Annotated in this window: 15 protein-coding genes; 11 read left to right on the forward strand and 4 right to left on the reverse strand. The window is 73.2% G+C overall.

The features are described from left to right. The first annotated feature begins 17 nt into the window (after positions 1-17). Positions 18-1175: a D-alanine--D-alanine ligase family protein gene (locus ACIGAN_RS13200; RefSeq protein WP_399857176.1), complete on the forward strand. Its 1158-nt coding sequence runs from the start codon at positions 18-20 to the stop codon at positions 1173-1175. Positions 1176-1197: 22 nt separating this feature from the next. On the opposite strand, the gene ACIGAN_RS13205 is transcribed toward ACIGAN_RS13200, so the two are convergent. Together ACIGAN_RS13205 and ACIGAN_RS13210 are read right to left on the reverse strand one after the other, a co-directional pair. Further along, complete coding sequence (locus ACIGAN_RS13205) at positions 1198-1713, reverse strand: DUF3515 domain-containing protein (protein ID WP_365094456.1); 516 nt, start codon at positions 1711-1713, stop codon at positions 1198-1200. Between the two features lie 20 nt (positions 1714-1733). Next, entirely contained in the window at positions 1734-1967 is a 234-nt protein-coding gene (locus tag ACIGAN_RS13210; protein WP_003997603.1) for an Lrp/AsnC family transcriptional regulator, read from the reverse strand. Positions 1968-2173: 206 nt separating this feature from the next. Between ACIGAN_RS13210 and ACIGAN_RS13215 the strand changes: the two genes are divergently transcribed. Beyond that, the gene (locus ACIGAN_RS13215; RefSeq protein ID WP_309095148.1) at positions 2174-3139 is read left to right on the forward strand and encodes a thiamine-phosphate kinase; all 966 of its coding nucleotides are present in this window, start codon (positions 2174-2176) and stop codon (positions 3137-3139) included. Continuing rightward, a complete protein-coding gene (gene thiD / locus ACIGAN_RS13220; RefSeq protein WP_365739334.1) occupies positions 3136-3927 on the forward strand; it encodes a bifunctional hydroxymethylpyrimidine kinase/phosphomethylpyrimidine kinase in 792 nt (263 codons plus the stop codon). The genes ACIGAN_RS13215 and thiD overlap by 4 nt, the downstream gene beginning before the upstream one ends. 134 nt (positions 3928-4061) lie before the next feature. Here thiD and rpmB read toward each other — a convergent pair whose 3' ends face one another. After that, positions 4062-4247 carry a 50S ribosomal protein L28 gene (rpmB, locus tag ACIGAN_RS13225; RefSeq protein WP_003993230.1) on the reverse strand — a complete coding sequence of 62 codons (186 nt, stop codon included), beginning with the start codon at positions 4245-4247 and terminating at the stop codon, positions 4062-4064. A 262-nt stretch (positions 4248-4509) separates the two neighbouring features. Between rpmB and ACIGAN_RS13230 the strand changes: the two genes are divergently transcribed. Next, positions 4510-6558, forward strand: a complete 2049-nt coding sequence (locus tag ACIGAN_RS13230; RefSeq protein ID WP_399857177.1) for a DAK2 domain-containing protein — start codon at positions 4510-4512, stop codon at positions 6556-6558. A gap of 98 nt (positions 6559-6656) precedes the next feature. Here the strand turns inward: ACIGAN_RS13230 and ACIGAN_RS13235 are convergent, their stop codons facing one another. Then, on the reverse strand, positions 6657-9746 hold the full coding sequence (locus ACIGAN_RS13235) for a tetratricopeptide repeat protein (protein WP_399857178.1): 3090 nt from the start codon (positions 9744-9746) through the stop codon (positions 6657-6659). A gap of 269 nt (positions 9747-10015) precedes the next feature. On the opposite strand from ACIGAN_RS13235, the gene ACIGAN_RS13240 reads away from it, so the two are divergent. From ACIGAN_RS13240 to rnc, 7 genes are all read left to right on the forward strand, one after another. Continuing rightward, a complete protein-coding gene (locus ACIGAN_RS13240) occupies positions 10016-13273 on the forward strand; it encodes a helicase-related protein (RefSeq protein WP_399857179.1) in 3258 nt (1085 codons plus the stop codon). Positions 13274-13360: 87 nt separating this feature from the next. Then, entirely contained in the window at positions 13361-13948 is a 588-nt protein-coding gene (gene rsmD / locus ACIGAN_RS13245; RefSeq protein WP_399857181.1) for a 16S rRNA (guanine(966)-N(2))-methyltransferase RsmD, read from the forward strand. 26 nt (positions 13949-13974) lie between these two features. Continuing rightward, on the forward strand, positions 13975-14454 hold the full coding sequence (coaD, locus tag ACIGAN_RS13250) for a pantetheine-phosphate adenylyltransferase (RefSeq protein ID WP_365094503.1): 480 nt from the start codon (positions 13975-13977) through the stop codon (positions 14452-14454). A 121-nt stretch (positions 14455-14575) separates the two neighbouring features. Continuing rightward, on the forward strand, positions 14576-15628 hold the full coding sequence (locus tag ACIGAN_RS13255; protein ID WP_399857183.1) for a cell division initiation protein: 1053 nt from the start codon (positions 14576-14578) through the stop codon (positions 15626-15628). A gap of 128 nt (positions 15629-15756) precedes the next feature. Continuing rightward, complete coding sequence (locus ACIGAN_RS13260) at positions 15757-16401, forward strand: YceD family protein (RefSeq protein WP_365094435.1); 645 nt, start codon at positions 15757-15759, stop codon at positions 16399-16401. 2 nt (positions 16402-16403) lie between these two features. Then, positions 16404-16577 carry a 50S ribosomal protein L32 gene (rpmF, locus tag ACIGAN_RS13265; protein ID WP_007493396.1) on the forward strand — a complete coding sequence of 58 codons (174 nt, stop codon included), beginning with the start codon at positions 16404-16406 and terminating at the stop codon, positions 16575-16577. Positions 16578-16584: 7 nt separating this feature from the next. Further along, positions 16585-17439 (forward strand): ribonuclease III, encoded by an 855-nt coding sequence (gene rnc, locus ACIGAN_RS13270; protein ID WP_365739323.1) that lies wholly within the window; start codon positions 16585-16587, stop codon positions 17437-17439. Positions 17440-17519 lie beyond the last annotated feature (80 nt).

Here is a 17519-nt window from a genome sequence, read left to right on the forward strand (position 1 = left end):
GGTACTCTCAACGCGATATGAGCACCGAGAACCTCCCCCAGAGCCCCGAGCAGCCGCCTCGCAAGCCGCGTGTGGCCGTCGTGTTCGGCGGGCGCAGCTCCGAACACGGGATCTCCGTGGTCACCGCGGGCGCCGTCCTCAAGGCCATCGACCGGACGAAGTACGACGTCCTCCCGATCGGCATCACCCAGGACGGCCGTTGGGCGCTCACGGCGGACGAGCCGGAGCGGATGGCGATCGTCGACCGGCGCCCGCCGAGCGTCGACGCGCTCGCCGAGACGGCCGAGGGCGCGGTGATCCTCCCGGTCGACCCCGCCGACCGCGAAGTCGTCTACAGCGAGCCGGGATCGGTGCCCAAGGCGCTCGGCGAGGTCGACGTGGTCTTCCCGGTGCTGCACGGCCCGTACGGCGAGGACGGCACGCTCCAGGGCCTCCTGGAGTTGTCCGGCGTGCCGTACGTGGGGTCGGGTGTGCTCGCCTCGGCCGTGGGCCAGGACAAGGAGTACATGAAGCGGGTGTTCACCTCCTTCGGGCTGAAGGTGGGCCCGTACGTGGTGGTCCGGCCCCGCGAGTGGCAGCAGGACGAGGCGGCCGCCCGCAAGAAGATCATCGACTTCGCCGGCGAGCACGGCTGGCCGCTGTTCGTGAAGCCGTCCCGCGCCGGTTCGTCGATCGGCATCACCAAGGTCGACGACCTCTCCGGCCTGGACGAGGCGATCGCCGAGGCGCAGCGCCACGACCCCAAGATCCTGGTGGAGGCGGCCCTGCGCGGCCGCGAGATCGAGTGCGGCGTCCTGGAGTTCGAGGACGGCCCCCGGGCCTCCGTGCCCGCGGAGATCCCCCCGCCCCAGGCGCAGGCGTACTACGACTTCGAGGCCAAGTACATCGACTCCACGCCGGGGATCGTGCCGGCGCCGCTGACGCCCGAGGAGACGGCCGAGGTGCAGCGGCTCGCGGTCGACGCGTTCGAGGCGGCCTCCTGCGAGGGCCTGGTGCGCGCGGACTTCTTCCTCACCGAGGACGGCGAGTTCGTCATCAACGAGATCAACACCATGCCCGGCTTCACGCCGATCTCGATGTACCCGCAGATGTGGCAGGCGAGCGGGGTGAGCTACCCGGAGCTGATCGACCGGCTGGTGCAGGCGGCGCTGCGGCGCTCGACGGGTCTGCGCTGAGGCCGCCCGGCGGGCGGCGTGATCAGGAGGCGATCCCCGCGGGGATCGCCTTTTTCACGGCCGGGGCCAGATCGATGAGGACACCGGAACCGTCCACGCCCTCCGGCACGTCGACCTCCACGTAGGCCTTGCGGTTGGCGGTCGTGAACCGGTGTCCGTCGCCCTGCTTCTCCATCAGCCAGTCCACCCCGTTCACACCGCCGGCGACGGCGTCCGCGTCCCGCCCTTCGGCCACCTTCGGATCGACCATCTTCGGCGGCTGCGGCACACCGCAGCGAAGTATGATCGCCGGGCTGCCCCAGCCGGCCGTCAGCGCCGACGCGGGCTCGGGATCCGCACGGCGCTCACCGTCCACCTTCGCGGGCAGTACCTTGTCCAGGTTCCGGCACAGTTCCGTGACCCCGGCGTCCGGACTGGGAACCGCCGCCGACGCGCTGTCGTCTGCTGAGGAGCAGCCCGCGGCAGTGATCAACAGCGCGAGAGCGGGCAGGCGGATCACGCGAAGGACACGAGGGTGCCGGCGACGGAAAGAGTTCACCGGCACAGGGTAGACGGGGGCTACAGATGGACGACCGGGCAGGTCAGGGTGCGGGTGATGCCGTCCACCTGCTGGACCTTGGCGACCACCATGCGACCGAGGTCGTCGACGGTGTCGGCCTGGGCCCGCACGATCACGTCGTACGGTCCTGTGACGTCCTCGGCCTGGATGACCCCAGGGATCTTGCTGATCGTCTCGGCGACGGTCGACGCCTTGCCGACCTCCGTCTGGATCAGGATGTACGCCTGTACCACGGAACCTCCAGGGCGGCCACGAGGATCATGTGGGGAAAAGGAACGCCACGGTATCGCGTCGCCGCTCGCCGCGGGGAGACCTGCGGGCACCGGGTCTTGCGCGCCGGGGCGCAGGTCCGGCAGAACATGACGGTCACCTCGACCGTAGCGAGGACCGAGATGCCCCGCGACCGGGCACGGACAGGGACAGAAGGGGAGAAAGGGCAATGAAGGGCACTGTTGGTGAGCTCGGTGAGTTCGGGCTCATCAGGGAGCTCACCTCCCGTCTGACCACCACCCCGGCGGTCCGGGTCGGCCCCGGCGACGACGCCGCCGTGGTGGCCGCCCCCGACCGCAGGGTCGTGGCGAGCACGGACATCCTGGTGGAGGGCCGGCACTTCCGCCGCGACTGGTCGACGGCCTACGACGTGGGCCGCAAGGCCGCCGCGCAGAACCTCGCCGACATCGCCGCCATGGGCGCCGTGCCGACCGCGCTGCTGCTCGGCCTGGTCGTCCCGGCCGAGTTGCCGGTGACGTGGCCGAGCGAGCTGATGGACGGCCTGCGCGACGAGTGCCAGGTGGCGGGTGCCGCCGTGGTCGGCGGGGACGTCGTACGCGGCGACTCGATCATGGTGTCGATCACCGCGCTGGGCGATCTGCGCAACCAGGAGCCGGTGACGCGGGCCGGCGCGCAGCCCGGCGACCTCGTCGCCGTGACGGGCTGGCTGGGCTGGTCCGCGGCCGGGTACGCGGTGCTGTCCCGGGGGTTCCGTTCGCCGCGGGCGTTCGTGGAGGCCCACCGCAGGCCCGAGCCGCCGTACCACGCCGGGCCGGCCGCCGCCGGGCTCGGGGCGACCGCCATGTGCGACGTGAGCGACGGGCTGATCGCCGACCTGGGCCACATCGCCGAGGCCAGCAAGGTGCGCATCGACATCCGCTCCCAGGCGATCGACATCCCCTCCCAGATGAACGACATCGGGCAGGCCGTCGGGGTCGACCCGATGCAGTGGGTGCTCACCGGGGGAGAGGACCACGCGATCGTGGCGACCTTCCCGCCGGACGTGAAGCTGCCCGCCCGCTGGAAGGTCATCGGCGAGGTCCTCAACCCCTCGGCGCTGCCCCAGGTGACGGTCGACGGGGCGCCGTGGACCAGCAAGGGCGGCTGGGACCACTTCGGGGACGTGGAGCCGTGATCCCCACCGTCCTCACGGTCGCCGGCTCCGACTCCGGGGGCGGCGCGGGTATCCAGGCCGACCTGAAGACCATGCTCGCGCTCGGCGTCCACGGCATGAGCGTGGTCACCGCCGTGACCGCGCAGAACTCGCTCGGGGTGCAGGGCGCCTGGGAGCTGCCCGTGGCGGCCGTGCGGGCCCAGTACCGCAGCGTCGTGGACGACATCGGCGTCCGGGCGGTCAAGACCGGCATGCTGGCCTCGGCCGAACTGGTCGAGGCGGTCGCCGAGTTGATCGCCGCGACGGACGCCCCGGCGGTCGTCGACCCGGTCGGCGTCTCCAAGCACGGCGACTCCCTGCTCGCCGCCTCCGCGCTGGACTCGGTGCGTACGAAGCTGCTGCCGGCGGCGACGGTCGCCACGCCCAACCTCGACGAGGTGGCCCAGCTGACGGGCGTGCGCGTCGAGTCGGAGGGGGAGATGCGGCGGGCCGCTGCGGCCGTGCTCGGCTACGGGCCGCGCTGGGCGCTGATCAAGGGCGGTCATCTCGCGGGGGACGCCGTGGACCTGCTCACGGACGGCTCCGAGGAGCACTGGCTGCGCGCGCCCCGGCATGACAACCGCCACACCCACGGCACCGGCTGCACGCTCGCCTCCGCGATCGCCGCGCGGCTGGCGTGGGGCGACTCGGTGCCGGAGGCGGTGGCGGCGGCCAAGGAGTACGTCACGGGGGCCGTCGCGGCCGGGTTCGCGCTCGGCGGGGGCATCGGGCCGGTGGACCACGGCTGGCGGTTCCGCGAGGGCTCGTGACCGCCGGCTCAGCCCGCAGGCACGCCAAAGAGCCGGTCCACCTGAGATGGACCGGCTCTACAGCGAACCAGCAGTGGCCGCGCGCGTGCGGGTCCCCCCTGCTCGAGCGGAGTCGAGAGCTCGGGGGATGAGTGTCAGCGCGAGACCTTGCCGGCCTTGATGCACGAGGTGCAAGCGTTCACGCGCTTCGGCGTCCCGCCCACCACGGTACGCACACGCTGGATGTTCGGGTTCCAGCGGCGGGACGTACGGCGGTGCGAGTGCGAGATGTTGTTGCCGAAGCCCGGCCCCTTGCCGCAGACGTCGCAGTTGGCAGCCACGGGTCACTCCAAAGACTTCAGATGCACTTACGGTTGATCCCGGCATGCCGGGATCCAGATCCTGTGGCTCCAGGAGCCGGCGAGATCTGAGTGGCGCTGCCAGGGGGAAAGCCCGATCGGATCGGGCAACCGGAGCAGCATACAACGGCTGCACCCGTACAAGAAAACTAGCACGGCAGCTGGCCGGGCCTGCGCCCTCTTCCGGCGGGGACCGCCCCACCGTCTACGCTGCCAGCCACGTCCAGCAGCTCAGGGAGGCGCGGTGGCGCAGGTGCCGCAGACATTCTTCGATGCTCTCGCGGTGCGCACCTGGTGCGGTCTCGCGCTCGAGACACTGGGGCGGGCGCGTGAGGAGATCGACGCGATCAACGTCTACCCGGTGGCGGACGGCGACACCGGCACGAACCTGTACCTGACCGTGGAATCCGCGGTCGCGGCCGTCGAGGCGGTGTTCGCGGGGCACGCGGCGGGCTCGCCGGGCGCCGGTGACTCCGCTCCCCAAGGGCCGACCCTGGCCGACGCGGCCCGGGCGATGGCGCACGGGGCGCTGATCGGCGCCCGCGGCAACTCCGGCACGATCCTCGCCCAGCTGCTGCGCGGCATGGCCCAGGTGCTGGCCGACGACGCGAGCGCGCACGCCGACGGCCGATGCCTGCGCCTGGCCCTGCGGCACGCGGCCGACTCCGCCCGCCAGGCCGTGGCGCGTCCCGTCGAGGGCACGGTCCTGACGGTCGCCTCGGCCGCGGCGGACGCCGCGGGCGGCGCCGAGGGCGACTGCGGGAGTGTGGCCCGGGCCGCGTACGAGGGAGCCCGGCGGGCTCTCGCCGCGACCCCGGATCTGCTGCCCGTGCTGGACCGCGCGGGCGTGGTCGACGCGGGCGGGCGGGGGCTGGTGGCGGTCCTCGGGGCGCTGGTGGAGACGTTCACGGGGGAGCGGCCGCGTGGACCGGCGGCGGTGAGCGGGGGGCGGGTGCCGGAGGCCCGCGGCGACGGGGGGTGGGTGCCGGAGGCCTGCGGGGACGAGGAACGGCTGGCCGAGGCATGCGGGGACGGGGTGCGGGCCGGGAGGCGGCAGGGGGTGGCGCCCGCGGGTGCGCAGGATGGGCTGGGGGGTGGGGCGCCCGGCGGTTCGTCCGAGACGTCGTCGGGTGAGGTGCCCGATGCCGCGTCGGGGAGGTTGCCGGGTGCGGTGCCCGGTGGTTCGTCGGGGGCGCCGTCGGGCGAGGTGCCCGCCTCGGTGTCGGTGGAGTCGCCGTGCGGTGGGCCGGGTCGGACGGAAGAGGCGGCGGAGGCGGTGCACGCGCGCGTGGAGCCGCCCGGTGACGCCGTACCGGTCTGCGCGGACCCCGACGAGGGCGCGGGCCCCGCCACCGGGTCCGACCGGGACGGCCCCGCCTTCGAGGTGATCTACCTCCTGGAGGCCGAGGACGCGGCCGTCGCGCGGCTGCGGCGGCGGCTCGACGCCCTCGGGGACTCCCTGGTCGTGGTCGGCGGGGACGGACTGTGGAACGTCCACGTCCATGTCGACGACGCGGGCGCCGCCGTCGAGGCCGGGATCGAGGCCGGGCGGCCGTACCGGATCCGGATCACGCACTTCGGCGCCGGTGACGTGCACACCACGGGCGCCGAGCGCGCGCCTCGGGAGCGTGCGCAGCGCGCCGTCGTCGCGGTCGTGCCCGGTGAGGGACTGGCCGGGCTGTACGCCGAGGCCGGCGCGACCACCGTGCTCGCCCGCCCCGGGGAGCCGCCCGCGAGCGGCGAGCTGGTCCAGGCCGTGCGGCGGGCCCACGCGCGCGAGGTCGTGCTGCTGCCGAACGACGCCGAGCTGCGCCACACCGCGGCGGCGGCGGCCGAGCAGGTCCGCACGGAGGGCGTCCGCGTCGCCCTCATCCCGACCCGCTCGGCGATCCAGGGCATCGCGGCGCTGGCCGTGCACGAGCCGGAGCGCCGCTTCGACGAGGACGTCGTGTCGATGACCTCGGCTGCCGGAGCCACCCGCTACGCCGAGGTCACCGTGGCCGAGGCCCGGTCCTGGACGATGGCCGGCATCTGCCAGGCCGGTGACGTCCTCGGCCTGATCGACGGTGACGTGGCCGTCATCGGCTCGGACGTCACCGCCACCGCCGAGGCCGTCCTGGACCGGATGCTCGCGGCCGGGGGCGAGATGGTCACGCTGGTCCTCGGCGACGACGTCCCCGACGCCGTCGGCGAGCGTCTGGAGGGCAGGGTCCGCGAGGGCTACCTCGCCGTCGACACGGTCGTGTACCGGGGCGGACGGCAGGGCGCCCTGCTCCTCATCGGCGTCGAGTAGGCCCGGGAGGGGCGGGCGCCGGGCGGGTGGGTCCCGGTCCTCCGCCGTTCGTCAGCCTCGCTCTTCCGCCGTTCGTCAGTCCCCTCCTCCGCCGTTCGTCAGTCCCGGTCCTCTGCCATCGGTGAGTCCCGGTCCTCCGCCACCGGTGAGTCCCGGTCCTCCGCCGCGACGCGGAGCAGGTGCTCGGCCTCCGCCCGACGGGCCCGGACGGCCTCGCCGGCCGTGTCGTCGGCAGCGTCGCCGGCCGGCTCCGCACGGCCCGTGCCCCCGGCGTCCGTTCCGCCATGAGACCCGTACGCCGCCAGCACCGCACGCGCGCGTGCCCGCGCCTCGGTGCGGTGGCCCAGCTCGATCTCCAGCCACCCCGCGGTCAGTTCGGCGGCGGTGCGGCTGTGCAGGGCGCCGTCCCCGAGGGAGGCGAACACCTCGGCCGACCGCAGCAGCCGGGCCAGCGCCTCCTCCAACAGGGGCGGCGCATCGGCGCCGCCCTCGGCTGCGGACCGGGCCAGCAGGTCGCCGAACTGGCGGTGGGTGTGGCCGAGTTCCTCGACGAATTCCTGCCGCGACTCCTCGTCGGCCGCCGCGTCCCGCGCGGTCTCGCACTCCCGGAGCGCCTCCGCCATGAGCCGGCGAGCCGCCGCCGTACCGTCCTGCGTGCGCAACGCCAGCCAGGCGCGGGCACGCAGGGAGCGGACCAGGCCCTGCGGGTCGCCCACGGCCCGCCACAGGTCGCCCGCGCGCGTGTAGGCACGCTCCGCCTCGGCGGCCAGCCCCGCCTCCCCGAGGGACTCCCCGGCCAGGTGCGCGAGGGTCGCGTGGTCCTGCTGCTCGGGCCAGGTGCGGGCGATCTCGGCGGCCTGCAGGCGCCGTTCGGCGGCCGCGCGGTGCTCGCCGAGTTCGCTCAGGCAGTCGCCCAGCCACCACATCGTCTGCACGACCGCCCCGTCGCCGTGCGTCTCGGCGCTCAGGTCGGGCAGCGCCGACTCCAGCACCTCCGCCGCCTCGGCCCACCGCCCCTGCCGCAGCAGGAACCCGCCGAGCTGCTGCCGCGCCCACGCGCCCAGGGTGGCGCTCTCGCCCGCCTCGTCGGCCCAGTGCGCGGCCTCCAAGGCGTGTTGCGCGGCCTCCACGACCTCGTCCCGGCCGCCGAGGAGCTCGGCGAGCTGGAGGTGCAGCTGGGCCCGCCCGGGCGCCTCCAGCTGCGCTCCGCCGTGCTCCAGGGCCGCCCGCACCGCCCGTTCCGCCTCGGCCATGTCGCCGAGGTGGTGCGCGAGGGACGCCAGCCGGGCCTCGTACTCGACGGCGATCCAGGGCAGGCCCGCCGCGACGAACGCCGCCGCGCCCCGCGCGAACAGCTCCACCGCCGCCGCCAGGTCTCCCCGCAGCCCCGCCAGCTCGGCGAGCATGGCCTGCGCCTCGGCGGCCCGGGCGGCCAGCCGCACGTCCTGACCGGTGCGCCCGTCGACGAGCGCCAGCACCTCGCGCACGGCGGTCTCGGCCGCGCCGTGCACCGCCTCCGCCCCGGGCCCTTCCGCCCCGGGCCCTTCCGCCCCGGGCCCTTCCGCCCCGGGCCCCTCCGTCGCGGACCCTTCATCCGCGGGCCCTTCCGCCGCGTGCGCCCGGCGCAGCAGGACCCGGGCCCGGCCCATCAGCACGGCCGCCGTCTGCCGCAGGCCCGTGCCGCCGTCGGCGTACAGCGCGAGGACCTCCTCGTACGGTCCCTGCACGGCCGCGACCGCCGAGGCGATGTCGCCCCCCAGGGCACGTACGTACGCCGCACGCGTGCGTGCCGCGAGGGCCTCGCCGGGGTCGCCGGCCTCCGCGTACAGCCCGGCGGCCCGTTCGAAGAGCGCGGCACCGGCCGGGCCGAGGCCCATCGCCTCGTGGTCGGCGATCTCGGCCCGGTCGCGCGGGTCCAGCTCCACGCCCTCCGCCGCCCGGGCGACCGCCGCCCAGGCCTCCACGGCATGCGGTCGCAGGTGGTCCGACAGCCGCCGTGCCTCGGCCAGCAGGGCGGGCAGGTCCGGCTGCGCGGCGACGGGGGCCGGGACCGGCGGGGGCGCCGGGACCGGCCCGGCCGACCGCACGCCCAGCGGCAGCCGATCGGCCGGCGGCTTCCGCGCCATACGCGCGCGGGTCCGCTCGCCGACGTGGGCCGTGCCGTTGCGCTCGTCGAAGCGGGCCGCCAGCGCGAGGGCCTCGGCACGCGCGTGTGCGGCGAGTTCCCGGGCGGTCCACTCCCGGCCGGCCGGGCCCGGCACCCGCCGGTCGCCGAGGCCCAGCCCGGTGAGGCGGTCCATGAGCAGCGTCACCACGCTCAGGAAGTCCAGCCTGCTCTGCGGCTGCCCGTCGTCCGTGAAGTACGCCGGCCGCTCCGCGAGCAGTTCCAGCCCGCGCGCCTCGTTGCCGGTCAGCGCGCAGAACTCCACGTGCTCCGCGTAGGCGCCGCGCATGCTCTCCATGGCCCGGACGAGCCGGACGCCCCGCAGATGGTTGGCCCGGGCCTCCTCGCCGCGGCCCAGCCGCAGCAGCGGCAGCAGGGAGGACGCCAGAACCGTGTGCGGCTCGTGGGCGCAGGCGTACCGGCCCTCCAGGACCGGCCGCCACAGCTCCAGGGCCTCCTCGTCCCGGCCCAGCTCGGCCTGCCACCAGCCCCGCGTGTGCAGCTCGCAGGCGTGGCAGTCGGACATGGCGTCCCGGTCGGCGGCCAGCCACGCGGCGTACGCCCGCTCCGCGCGCGCCACGTCCCCGACATGCGCGGCCACGCTGTGCTCGGCGCTGCGCACGGCCCTCTCGGAGTACCCGGCGAGCCGGTAGCGGCGCTCCATCTCGCCGAGCCATCCCTCGATCGACGCGAGCGGGACGTCCGGCTGGTCGAGCATGCCGGACGACACCCACTTGAAGACCCAGTGCAGGGAGTGCGCCTCGAACTCGTCGAAGTCCTCGGGTCGTTCGTCCCACAGGCGCAGCAGCCGCGCGAAGGGGACGAACATCTTCCCCTTCTCGGAGCTGTAGTTGCAGACCTTCACCTGGTGGCCGAGCGCCTCGATCACGGCGAGCGGCTCGTCCAGCTGCTCGGCCGCCGCCAGCAGTTCCTCCGCGCGCGCGTTGCGGGCCGGTCCCTCCGGTCGCCCGGCGTTCTCCGCCATCGCCTCGCGCAGCGCGCCGAGGTCCGTGATGCCGCTCATGCCTGACCGTCCTCGCTGTGTGTGGCCCACTCCGGCAGACCGGTGAACGCATGGTCGAGCAGCGCCGAGTCGGCGCGCCTGAGCGGCCGCAGCGCCCTCAGCAGCGCCTGCCCGCACGGCGAGGGCGGCCCCGAAGGAGCGGTGACCGCGAAAGAGGGCCGGGAGCGCGTCATCCTAAGCCCCCAAACAACCGCCTGACCAGCGATTTCCGGGATCTTTACGGCGATCCGGCCGGGGCCTGGAGGCCATTGTCAGTGGCGTGGTGTGCAATGGATCTCGTGCCCGCACTGGAAGAACCGCTGCAACAGCCACTGAAGTCGGTGCTCGGCCCCGCCACCGCGAAGGTGATGGCCGAGCACCTCGGCCTGCACACCGTGGGCGACCTGCTCCACCACTACCCGCGCAGATACGAGGAGCGCGGGCAGCTCACCCACCTCGCCGACCTCCCGATGGACGAGCACGTCACGGTGGTCGCCCAGGTCGCCGACGCCCGGCTGCACACCTTCGCCTCCGCCAGGGCCCCGCGCGGCAAGGGCCAGCGCCTGGAGGTCACGATCACCGACGGCAGCGGCCGCGTCCAGCTGGTCTTCTTCGGCAACGGCGTGCACAAGCCCCACAAGGAGTTGCTGCCGGGCACCCGCGCGATGTTCGCGGGCAAGGTCTCCGTCTTCAACCGCCGCCTGCAACTGGCCCATCCGGCCTACGAGTTGCTGCGCGGCGACCCCGACGAGCCCGGGGCGTCCGTGGAGACCTGGGCGGGCGCCCTGATCCCGATCTACCCGGCGACCGCCAAGCTGGAGTCCTGGAAGATCGGCAAGGCGCTCCAGACCGTCCTGCCCACGGCCCAGGAGGCCGTCGACCCGCTCCCGGAGAGCCTGCGCCGGGGCCGCGGCCTGATCCCGCTGCCCGAGGCCCTCCTGAAGATCCACCGTCCGCACACCAGGGCGGACATCGAGGACGCCCGCTCCCGCCTCAAGTGGGACGAGGCCTTCGTCCTCCAGGTCGCCCTCGCCCGCCGCCGCCACGCGGACGCCCAACTCCCCGCCGTCCCCCGGGAACCGGCCCCCGACGGGCTCCTCACGGCCTTCGACGCCCGTCTGCCCTTCACGCTCACCGAAGGCCAGCAGCGCGTCTCCCGCGAGATCTTCGCCGACCTGGCCACGGACCACCCGATGCACCGGCTGCTGCAGGGGGAGGTCGGCTCGGGCAAGGCCCAGCCTCTCGACGCGCTGGTGCTCACGCCCACCGGCTTCCGCTCGATGGGGGACCTGCGGGTGGGCGACGAGGTGGTGGTGCCGGACGGGGAGGTCGCCCCGGTCGACGGGGTCTTTCCGCAGGGCGAGCGCGATGTGTGGCGCTTGGTCCTGTCGGACGGGAGTTCCGTCGAGTGCGACGACGAGCATCTCTGGATCGTCGGCGCGAGCCGCGACGGGCACGGTGATCAGGCTCCCCAGGTCATGACAACCCGGGAGATCCGTGGCGACTTGTACACGGCCGACGGTTCCCCGAAGTGGTACGTCCCGCCGGCGAAGCCGGTCGATCTCGGCGGCGACGCCGGGCTGCCTCTCGACCCGTATCTGATCGGGGTGCTGTTGGGGGACGGCTCGTTCCGCCACGATCTCCGTCTCGCCACCGTCGACGACGAGATCCGTGACGCGGTGGCGGCGGCGGTGGCGCCCGACTGCCGGCTGGTACCGGTGAAGGGCTCACGCGGTGATCATACGATCCAGTGCGAGCAGGATGCCGGAGGCGTGCGCAACCCGGTGATCCAGGTCCTGCGCGAACTGGACCTCTGGGGACGGACGTCCCACGACACGTTCGTCCCCGAAGTCTTCAAGAACGCTCCGGTCAAGGACCGTCTCGCCGTGCTGCAGGGACTTCTGGACACCGCCGGCGCTGTCCGGGCCGACGGCACGGGTGTCTCCCTCCGCTCGGCTTCGCGCCGGCTCGCGGAGGACGTCGCCTGGCTCGTACGGTCGCTGGGCGGCCGGGCGCGAGTACTGCCGGAGCAGGCCGCGTACGACGTGCGGGTCTCCCTGCCGGACGAGTACGTCCCGTTCCGGATCACGCGCAAAGCGGAACAGGTCCGTCCGAGCCCGGGGTGCACGTTCCGGCGCGGCATCCGGGCGGTCGAGTACGTGGGGCGGAAGCCCGTGCAGTGCATCAGCGTCGCTCACCCGAGCCATGCCTACGTCACCGACAACTTCACGGTCACGCACAACACCATGGTCGCCCTGCGCGCCATGCTCGCCGTCGTCGACTCCGGCGGCCAGGCGGCGATGCTCGCGCCCACCGAAGTCCTCGCCCAGCAGCACCACCGCTCGATCGTCGAGATGATGGGCGAGCTGGCCGAGGGCGGCATGCTGGGCGGTGCCGAGCAGGCCACCAAGGTCGTGCTGCTCACCGGCTCCATGGGCGCGGCGGCCCGGCGGCACGCCCTGCTCGACCTCGCCACCGGCGAGGCCGGCATCGTCATCGGCACGCACGCGCTGATCGAGGACAAGGTGCAGTTCCACGACCTGGGCCTGGTCGTCGTCGACGAGCAGCACCGCTTCGGCGTCGAGCAGCGCGACGCCCTGCGCGGCAAGGGCAAGCAACCCCCGCACCTGCTCGTCATGACCGCCACGCCCATCCCGCGCACGGTCGCCATGACGGTCTTCGGCGACCTGGAGACCTCCGTCCTCGACCAGCTGCCGGCCGGCCGCTCCCCGATCGCCAGCCATGTCGTCCCGGCCGCCGACAAGCCCCACTTCCTGGCCCGGGCCTGGGAGCGGGTGCGCGAGGAGGTCTCCAACGGCCACCAGGCGTACGTGGTCTGCCCCCGCATCGGCGACGAGGAGGACGACCCGAAGAAGGCCGGAAAGCCCGGCAGGGGCAAGTCCGCGGAGTCCCCGGAGGACGCCGCCGATAAGCGCCCGCCGCTCGCCGTCCTGGACGTGGCCGACCAGCTCGCCAAGGGCCCCCTGAAGGGCCTGCGTGTCGAGGTCCTGCACGGCCGCATGCACCCGGACGACAAGGACGCCGTCATGCGCCGCTTCGCCGCCGGCGACACCGACGTCCTGGTCGCCACGACGGTCATCGAGGTCGGCGTGAACGTCCCCAACGCCACCGCCATGGTGATCATGGACGCGGACCGCTTCGGCGTCTCCCAGCTCCACCAGCTCCGCGGCCGCGTGGGCCGCGGCTCGGCCCCCGGCCTGTGCCTGCTGGTGACCGAGATGCCCGAGGCCAGCGCCGCCCGCCAGCGGCTGAACGCCGTGGCCGGCACGCTCGACGGCTTCGAACTCTCCCGCATCGACCTCGAACAGCGCCGCGAGGGCGACGTCCTCGGCCAGGCCCAGTCGGGCGCCCGCACGAGCCTGAGGATGCTCGCGGTCATCGAGGACGAGGAGATCATCGCGGAGGCCAGACAGGAGGCGACGGCTGTCGTCGCCGAGGACCCGGAGCTGACCCGCCTGCCCGCCCTGCGGACGGCGCTGGACGCCCTCCTGGACGAGGAGAGGGAGCAGTACCTGGAGAAGGGGTGAGGACGACTGACCCTCCTTCAGGGGCGCGGGGAACCGCGCGACCGGCCAGACTGATACCGGAAAGCCGCCCACGACCAAGGACCACAGATGACCCGCGTGATCGCCGGCACAGCCGGCGGACGTCGACTCGCCGTACCCCCCGGCACCGGCACCCGTCCCACCTCCGACCGCGCGCGCGAAGGCCTCTTCTCCACCTGGCAGTCCCTCCTCGGCGGCCCGCTGGACGGCGAGCGCGTCCTCGACCTCTACGCGGGATCGGGAGCCGTCGGCCTGGAGGCCCTCTCCCGGGGCGCGGGCCACACCCTCCTGGTCGAGGCCGACGCCCGAGCCGCCCGGGTCGTCCGCGAGAACGTGAAGAACCTCGGCCTGCCCGGCGCCGAGGTCAGAGCGGGCAAAGCGGAACAGATCATCCGTACCGCACCCGCCGGCGACCCGTACGACCTCGTCTTCCTCGACCCTCCGTACGCCGTCACGGACGACGATCTTCGGGAGATACTGCTCACACTCCGCTCGGAGGGCTGGCTCGCCGGGGAAGCCCTCGTCACCGTGGAGCGCAGCACCAGAGGCGGCGAATTCCGGTGGCCCGGGGGTTTCGAGCCCCTGCGGTCCCGTCGTTACGGCGAGGGAACGTTTTGGTACGGTCGCGCCGCCTCTACGTGCGAAGACGCACGATGACCGGACCGGAGAGCGAGGGATCACAAGTGCGCCGTGCCGTCTGTCCCGGGTCGTTCGACCCGATCACCAACGGACACCTCGACATCATCTCCCGCGCCTCCAGGCTGTACGACGAGGTCTACGTCGCGGTGATGATCAACAAGGCCAAGAAGGGCCTGTTCGAGATCGACGAGCGGATCGACCTGATCCGCCGGGTCACCGCCGAGTACGGCAACGTCCGCGTGGAGGCCTTCCACGGCCTGCTCGTCGACTTCTGCAAGCAGCGCGACATCCCCGCCATCGTCAAGGGCCTGCGCGCGGTCAGCGACTTCGACTACGAGCTGCAGATGGCCCAGATGAACAACGGCCTGTCCGGCGTGGAGACCCTCTTCATCCCCACCAACCCCACCTACAGCTTCCTGTCGTCCTCCCTGGTCAAGGAGGTCGCGACCTGGGGCGGCGACGTCTCCCACCTGGTGCCCGCCGAAGTGCTGCGGGCCCTCGGCGAGCGGCTGCGGAAGGACTGACCGGGCCCCGGGCACGCCCCGGGCACCTGACCGCCCGTCACCCGGTGTCCACCGGGTGCCCCGTGGCCGTACAGTCGTCCCGTCCGTCTCCAACGCATCTGTAGAGAGTGGCGAGCACACGGTGGACGTGCAGAAGAAGCTCGACGAGATCGTCACCACGGTCTCCGGCGCCCGGTCCATGCCCATGTCGGCCTCGTGCGTGGTCAACCGCGCCGAGCTGCTCGCGATGCTGGAGGAGCTGCGGGCGGCGCTGCCCGACTCCCTCGCCCAGGCCCAGGAGCTGATCGGCGGCCGCGAGCAGATGGTCGAGCAGGCCCGCCAGGAGGCCCAGCGGATCATCGAGAGCGCCCACGCCGAGCGCGGCTCGCTCATCTCCGACACCGAGATCGCCCGCCGCTCCCAGGCCGAGGCCGACCGGATCCTCAGCGAGGCCCGCAAGGAGGCCGAGGAGATCCGCGCCGAGGCCGACGAGTACGTCGACTCCAAGCTCGCCAACTTCGAGGTCGTGCTCACCAAGACCCTCGGCTCGGTCGGCCGCGGCCGCGAGAAGCTCCTCGGCACCGGCCCCGGCACCGACGAGCAGGGCTACCAGGACGAGGACGCCCCCGAGCGCAGCCACGACCCGCAGACCCAGCGCCGTACCGCCGACGAGTACGTCGACGCCAAGCTCGGCGCCTTCGAGGCGGTCCTCGCCAAGACCCTGGAGGCCGTCGGACGCGGCCGGCAGAAGCTGCACGGCCGGATCGCCACCGACGACCTCGGCGCCCTCGCCGACGACACCAGCACGGTCCAGCACTCCAGCGACGCCGACTACCTCGCCGGCCTCGCCGCCCTGCCGGAGGAGCCCCCGGCCGAGCGGCCCGCGCCGCAGGAGGACTACGCCCAGGCCCAGCCGGCGTACGGCTACCAGCAGCAGCCCGACACCTACAGCGGCTATCCGCAGCAGGCCTACGCGGCCCAGCCGGACCCGTACGGCTACCAGCAGGCCGACCCCTACGCCTACCCGGGCTACGACGCCCAGCAGGCCGCCTACGACCCGAACCAGGCGCAGCAGGGACACCAGGGCCACCAGGGCGGGCAGGGGTACGCCCTCGACGAGACCAGCCTCTTCGACACCAGCATGATCAGCGCCGAGCAGCTGCGGGCCTACGAGCAGGGCCGCGGCCAGGGCTGAGCACCGGATTGGGCCGACAGCGAAAGGTCCAGTATCCTGGCTCTTCGGTCGCGCATACGTCCGCGATCACTGCTGCCCGGGAACACCGCGGGTCAGCGTCCCTCTGAGCTCGAAGATCGAAAGCAGGAATGGCTCTGAACGCCCGCCTCGACCACCGCAACCCCCTCGTGTTCGACACACACGAGCTGGGTCGGCGGCCCGGTGCGCTGCAGCGCCTGACCCGTACGGTCGACGCTCCCCAGGACCTCGGTATCAAGGGAGTCATCGGAGTGCCGGAAGGCGCCCCGGTGGAGCTGGAGCTCCGTCTGGAGTCGGTCATGGAAGGGGTGCTCGTCACAGGCACCGCCCGTGCCACGGCCGAGGGGGAGTGCGTAAGGTGTCTGGAGCCGCTGGAGCAGCAGCTCGAAGCGGACTTCCAGGAGATGTTCTCGTACCCTGACGCCGACGACCGGGGCCGCGTGATCGCGGAACCGGGCGACGACGCCGAGGACGACGAGGACAGGCTCTTCCTCGAGGACGGCCTGTTCGACCTCGAGCCCGTGCTGCGTGACGCGGTGGTGCTCGCACTGCCGATGCAGCCGGTGTGCCAGGAAGACTGCCCTGGTCTGTGCGCCGAGTGCGGCGCACGGCTGGCGGACGACCCGGACCACCACCATGACGCCGTCGACATCCGTTGGGCGGCACTGCAGGGACTCGCCGGTTCACTCGAACCGGGCGATAAGGACGAGATCAGCGGCGCCGAAGCGGGCGTCGACGAGAAGCAGGAGAAGTAGCCGTGGCTGTTCCGAAGCGGAAGATGTCGCGCAGCAACACGCGCCACCGCCGGTCGCAGTGGAAGGCTGCGGTCCCCACCCTGGTTGCGTGCGAGCGCTGCCACGAGCCCAAGCTGCAGCACATCGCGTGCCCGTCGTGCGGCACCTACAACAAGCGCCAGGTCCTCGAGGTCTGAGCGGCTGGTGAGAGGCACTGTGTCCACGCCTAAGAACAAGTCTTCCCGCGTGAGCGGGAGTGCTCCGGCGGACAACCAGGCCTCGTCCCACACGCTTCTGGAAGGGCGGCTCGGCTACAAGGTCGAGTCCGCCCTTCTGGTGCGCGCACTGACCCACCGGTCGTACGCATACGAGAACGGCGGTCTGCCGACCAACGAGCGCCTGGAGTTCCTCGGGGACTCCGTCCTCGGCCTCGTGGTCACGGACACGCTGTACCGCACCCACCCCGACCTGCCGGAGGGCCAGCTGGCCAAGCTCCGGGCCGCGGTGGTGAACTCGCGTGCGCTCGCCGAGGTGGGCCGCGGGCTCGACCTGGGTTCCTTCATCCGGCTCGGCCGCGGTGAAGAGGGCACGGGCGGGCGGGACAAGGCGTCCATCCTCGCCGACACCCTGGAAGCGGTGATCGGCGCGGTCTACCTCGACCAGGGACTGGACTCGGCGGCGGAGCTGGTGCACCGCCTGTTCGACCCCCTGATCGAGAAATCCTCCAACCTCGGAGCCGGCCTGGACTGGAAGACCAGTCTCCAGGAGCTCACCGCGACCGAAGGACTCGGTGTCCCCGAGTACCTGGTCACGGAGACCGGCCCCGACCACGAGAAGACCTTCACTGCTGCCGCCCGCGTCGGAGGCGTCTCGTACGGCACCGGCACCGGCCGCAGCAAGAAGGAGGCGGAGCAGCAGGCCGCCGAGTCCGCCTGGCGGTCCATCCGGGCCGCCGCGGACGAGCGCGCCAAGGCGGCCGAGGACGCCGAGGCGACGCAGACGGCAGCCGCCCAGGCCGCCCACACGGCAGCCGTCGACGGCAGCACCGTCGACGGCTGAGGAAGCCGGCCGGCCCGCACCGGGCGTCCGGCCACAGCACAGCACAGCGCACCCGAGCGCCCGCCCCTGCCCGGGGCGGG

It is taken from the genome of Streptomyces sp. NPDC085931 (assembly GCF_044540565.1).
GTDB lineage: Bacteria > Actinomycetota > Actinomycetes > Streptomycetales > Streptomycetaceae > Streptomyces.

What these genes read in the sequence shown, in the direction of transcription:
- ACIGAN_RS13200 (WP_399857176.1), top strand. Translation starts at nt 18, where the DNA reads ATGAGCACCGAGAACCTCCCCCAGAGCCCCGAGCAGCCGCCTCGCAAG.
- ACIGAN_RS13215 (WP_309095148.1), top strand. Translation starts at nt 2,174, where the DNA reads ATGAAGGGCACTGTTGGTGAGCTCGGTGAGTTCGGGCTCATCAGGGAG.
- ACIGAN_RS13235 (WP_399857178.1), bottom strand. Translation starts at nt 9,746, where the DNA reads ATGAGCGGCATCACGGACCTCGGCGCGCTGCGCGAGGCGATGGCGGAG.
- ACIGAN_RS13240 (WP_399857179.1), top strand. Translation starts at nt 10,016, where the DNA reads ATGGATCTCGTGCCCGCACTGGAAGAACCGCTGCAACAGCCACTGAAG.
- rsmD (WP_399857181.1), top strand. Translation starts at nt 13,361, where the DNA reads ATGACCCGCGTGATCGCCGGCACAGCCGGCGGACGTCGACTCGCCGTA.
- ACIGAN_RS13260 (WP_365094435.1), top strand. Translation starts at nt 15,757, where the DNA reads ATGGCTCTGAACGCCCGCCTCGACCACCGCAACCCCCTCGTGTTCGAC.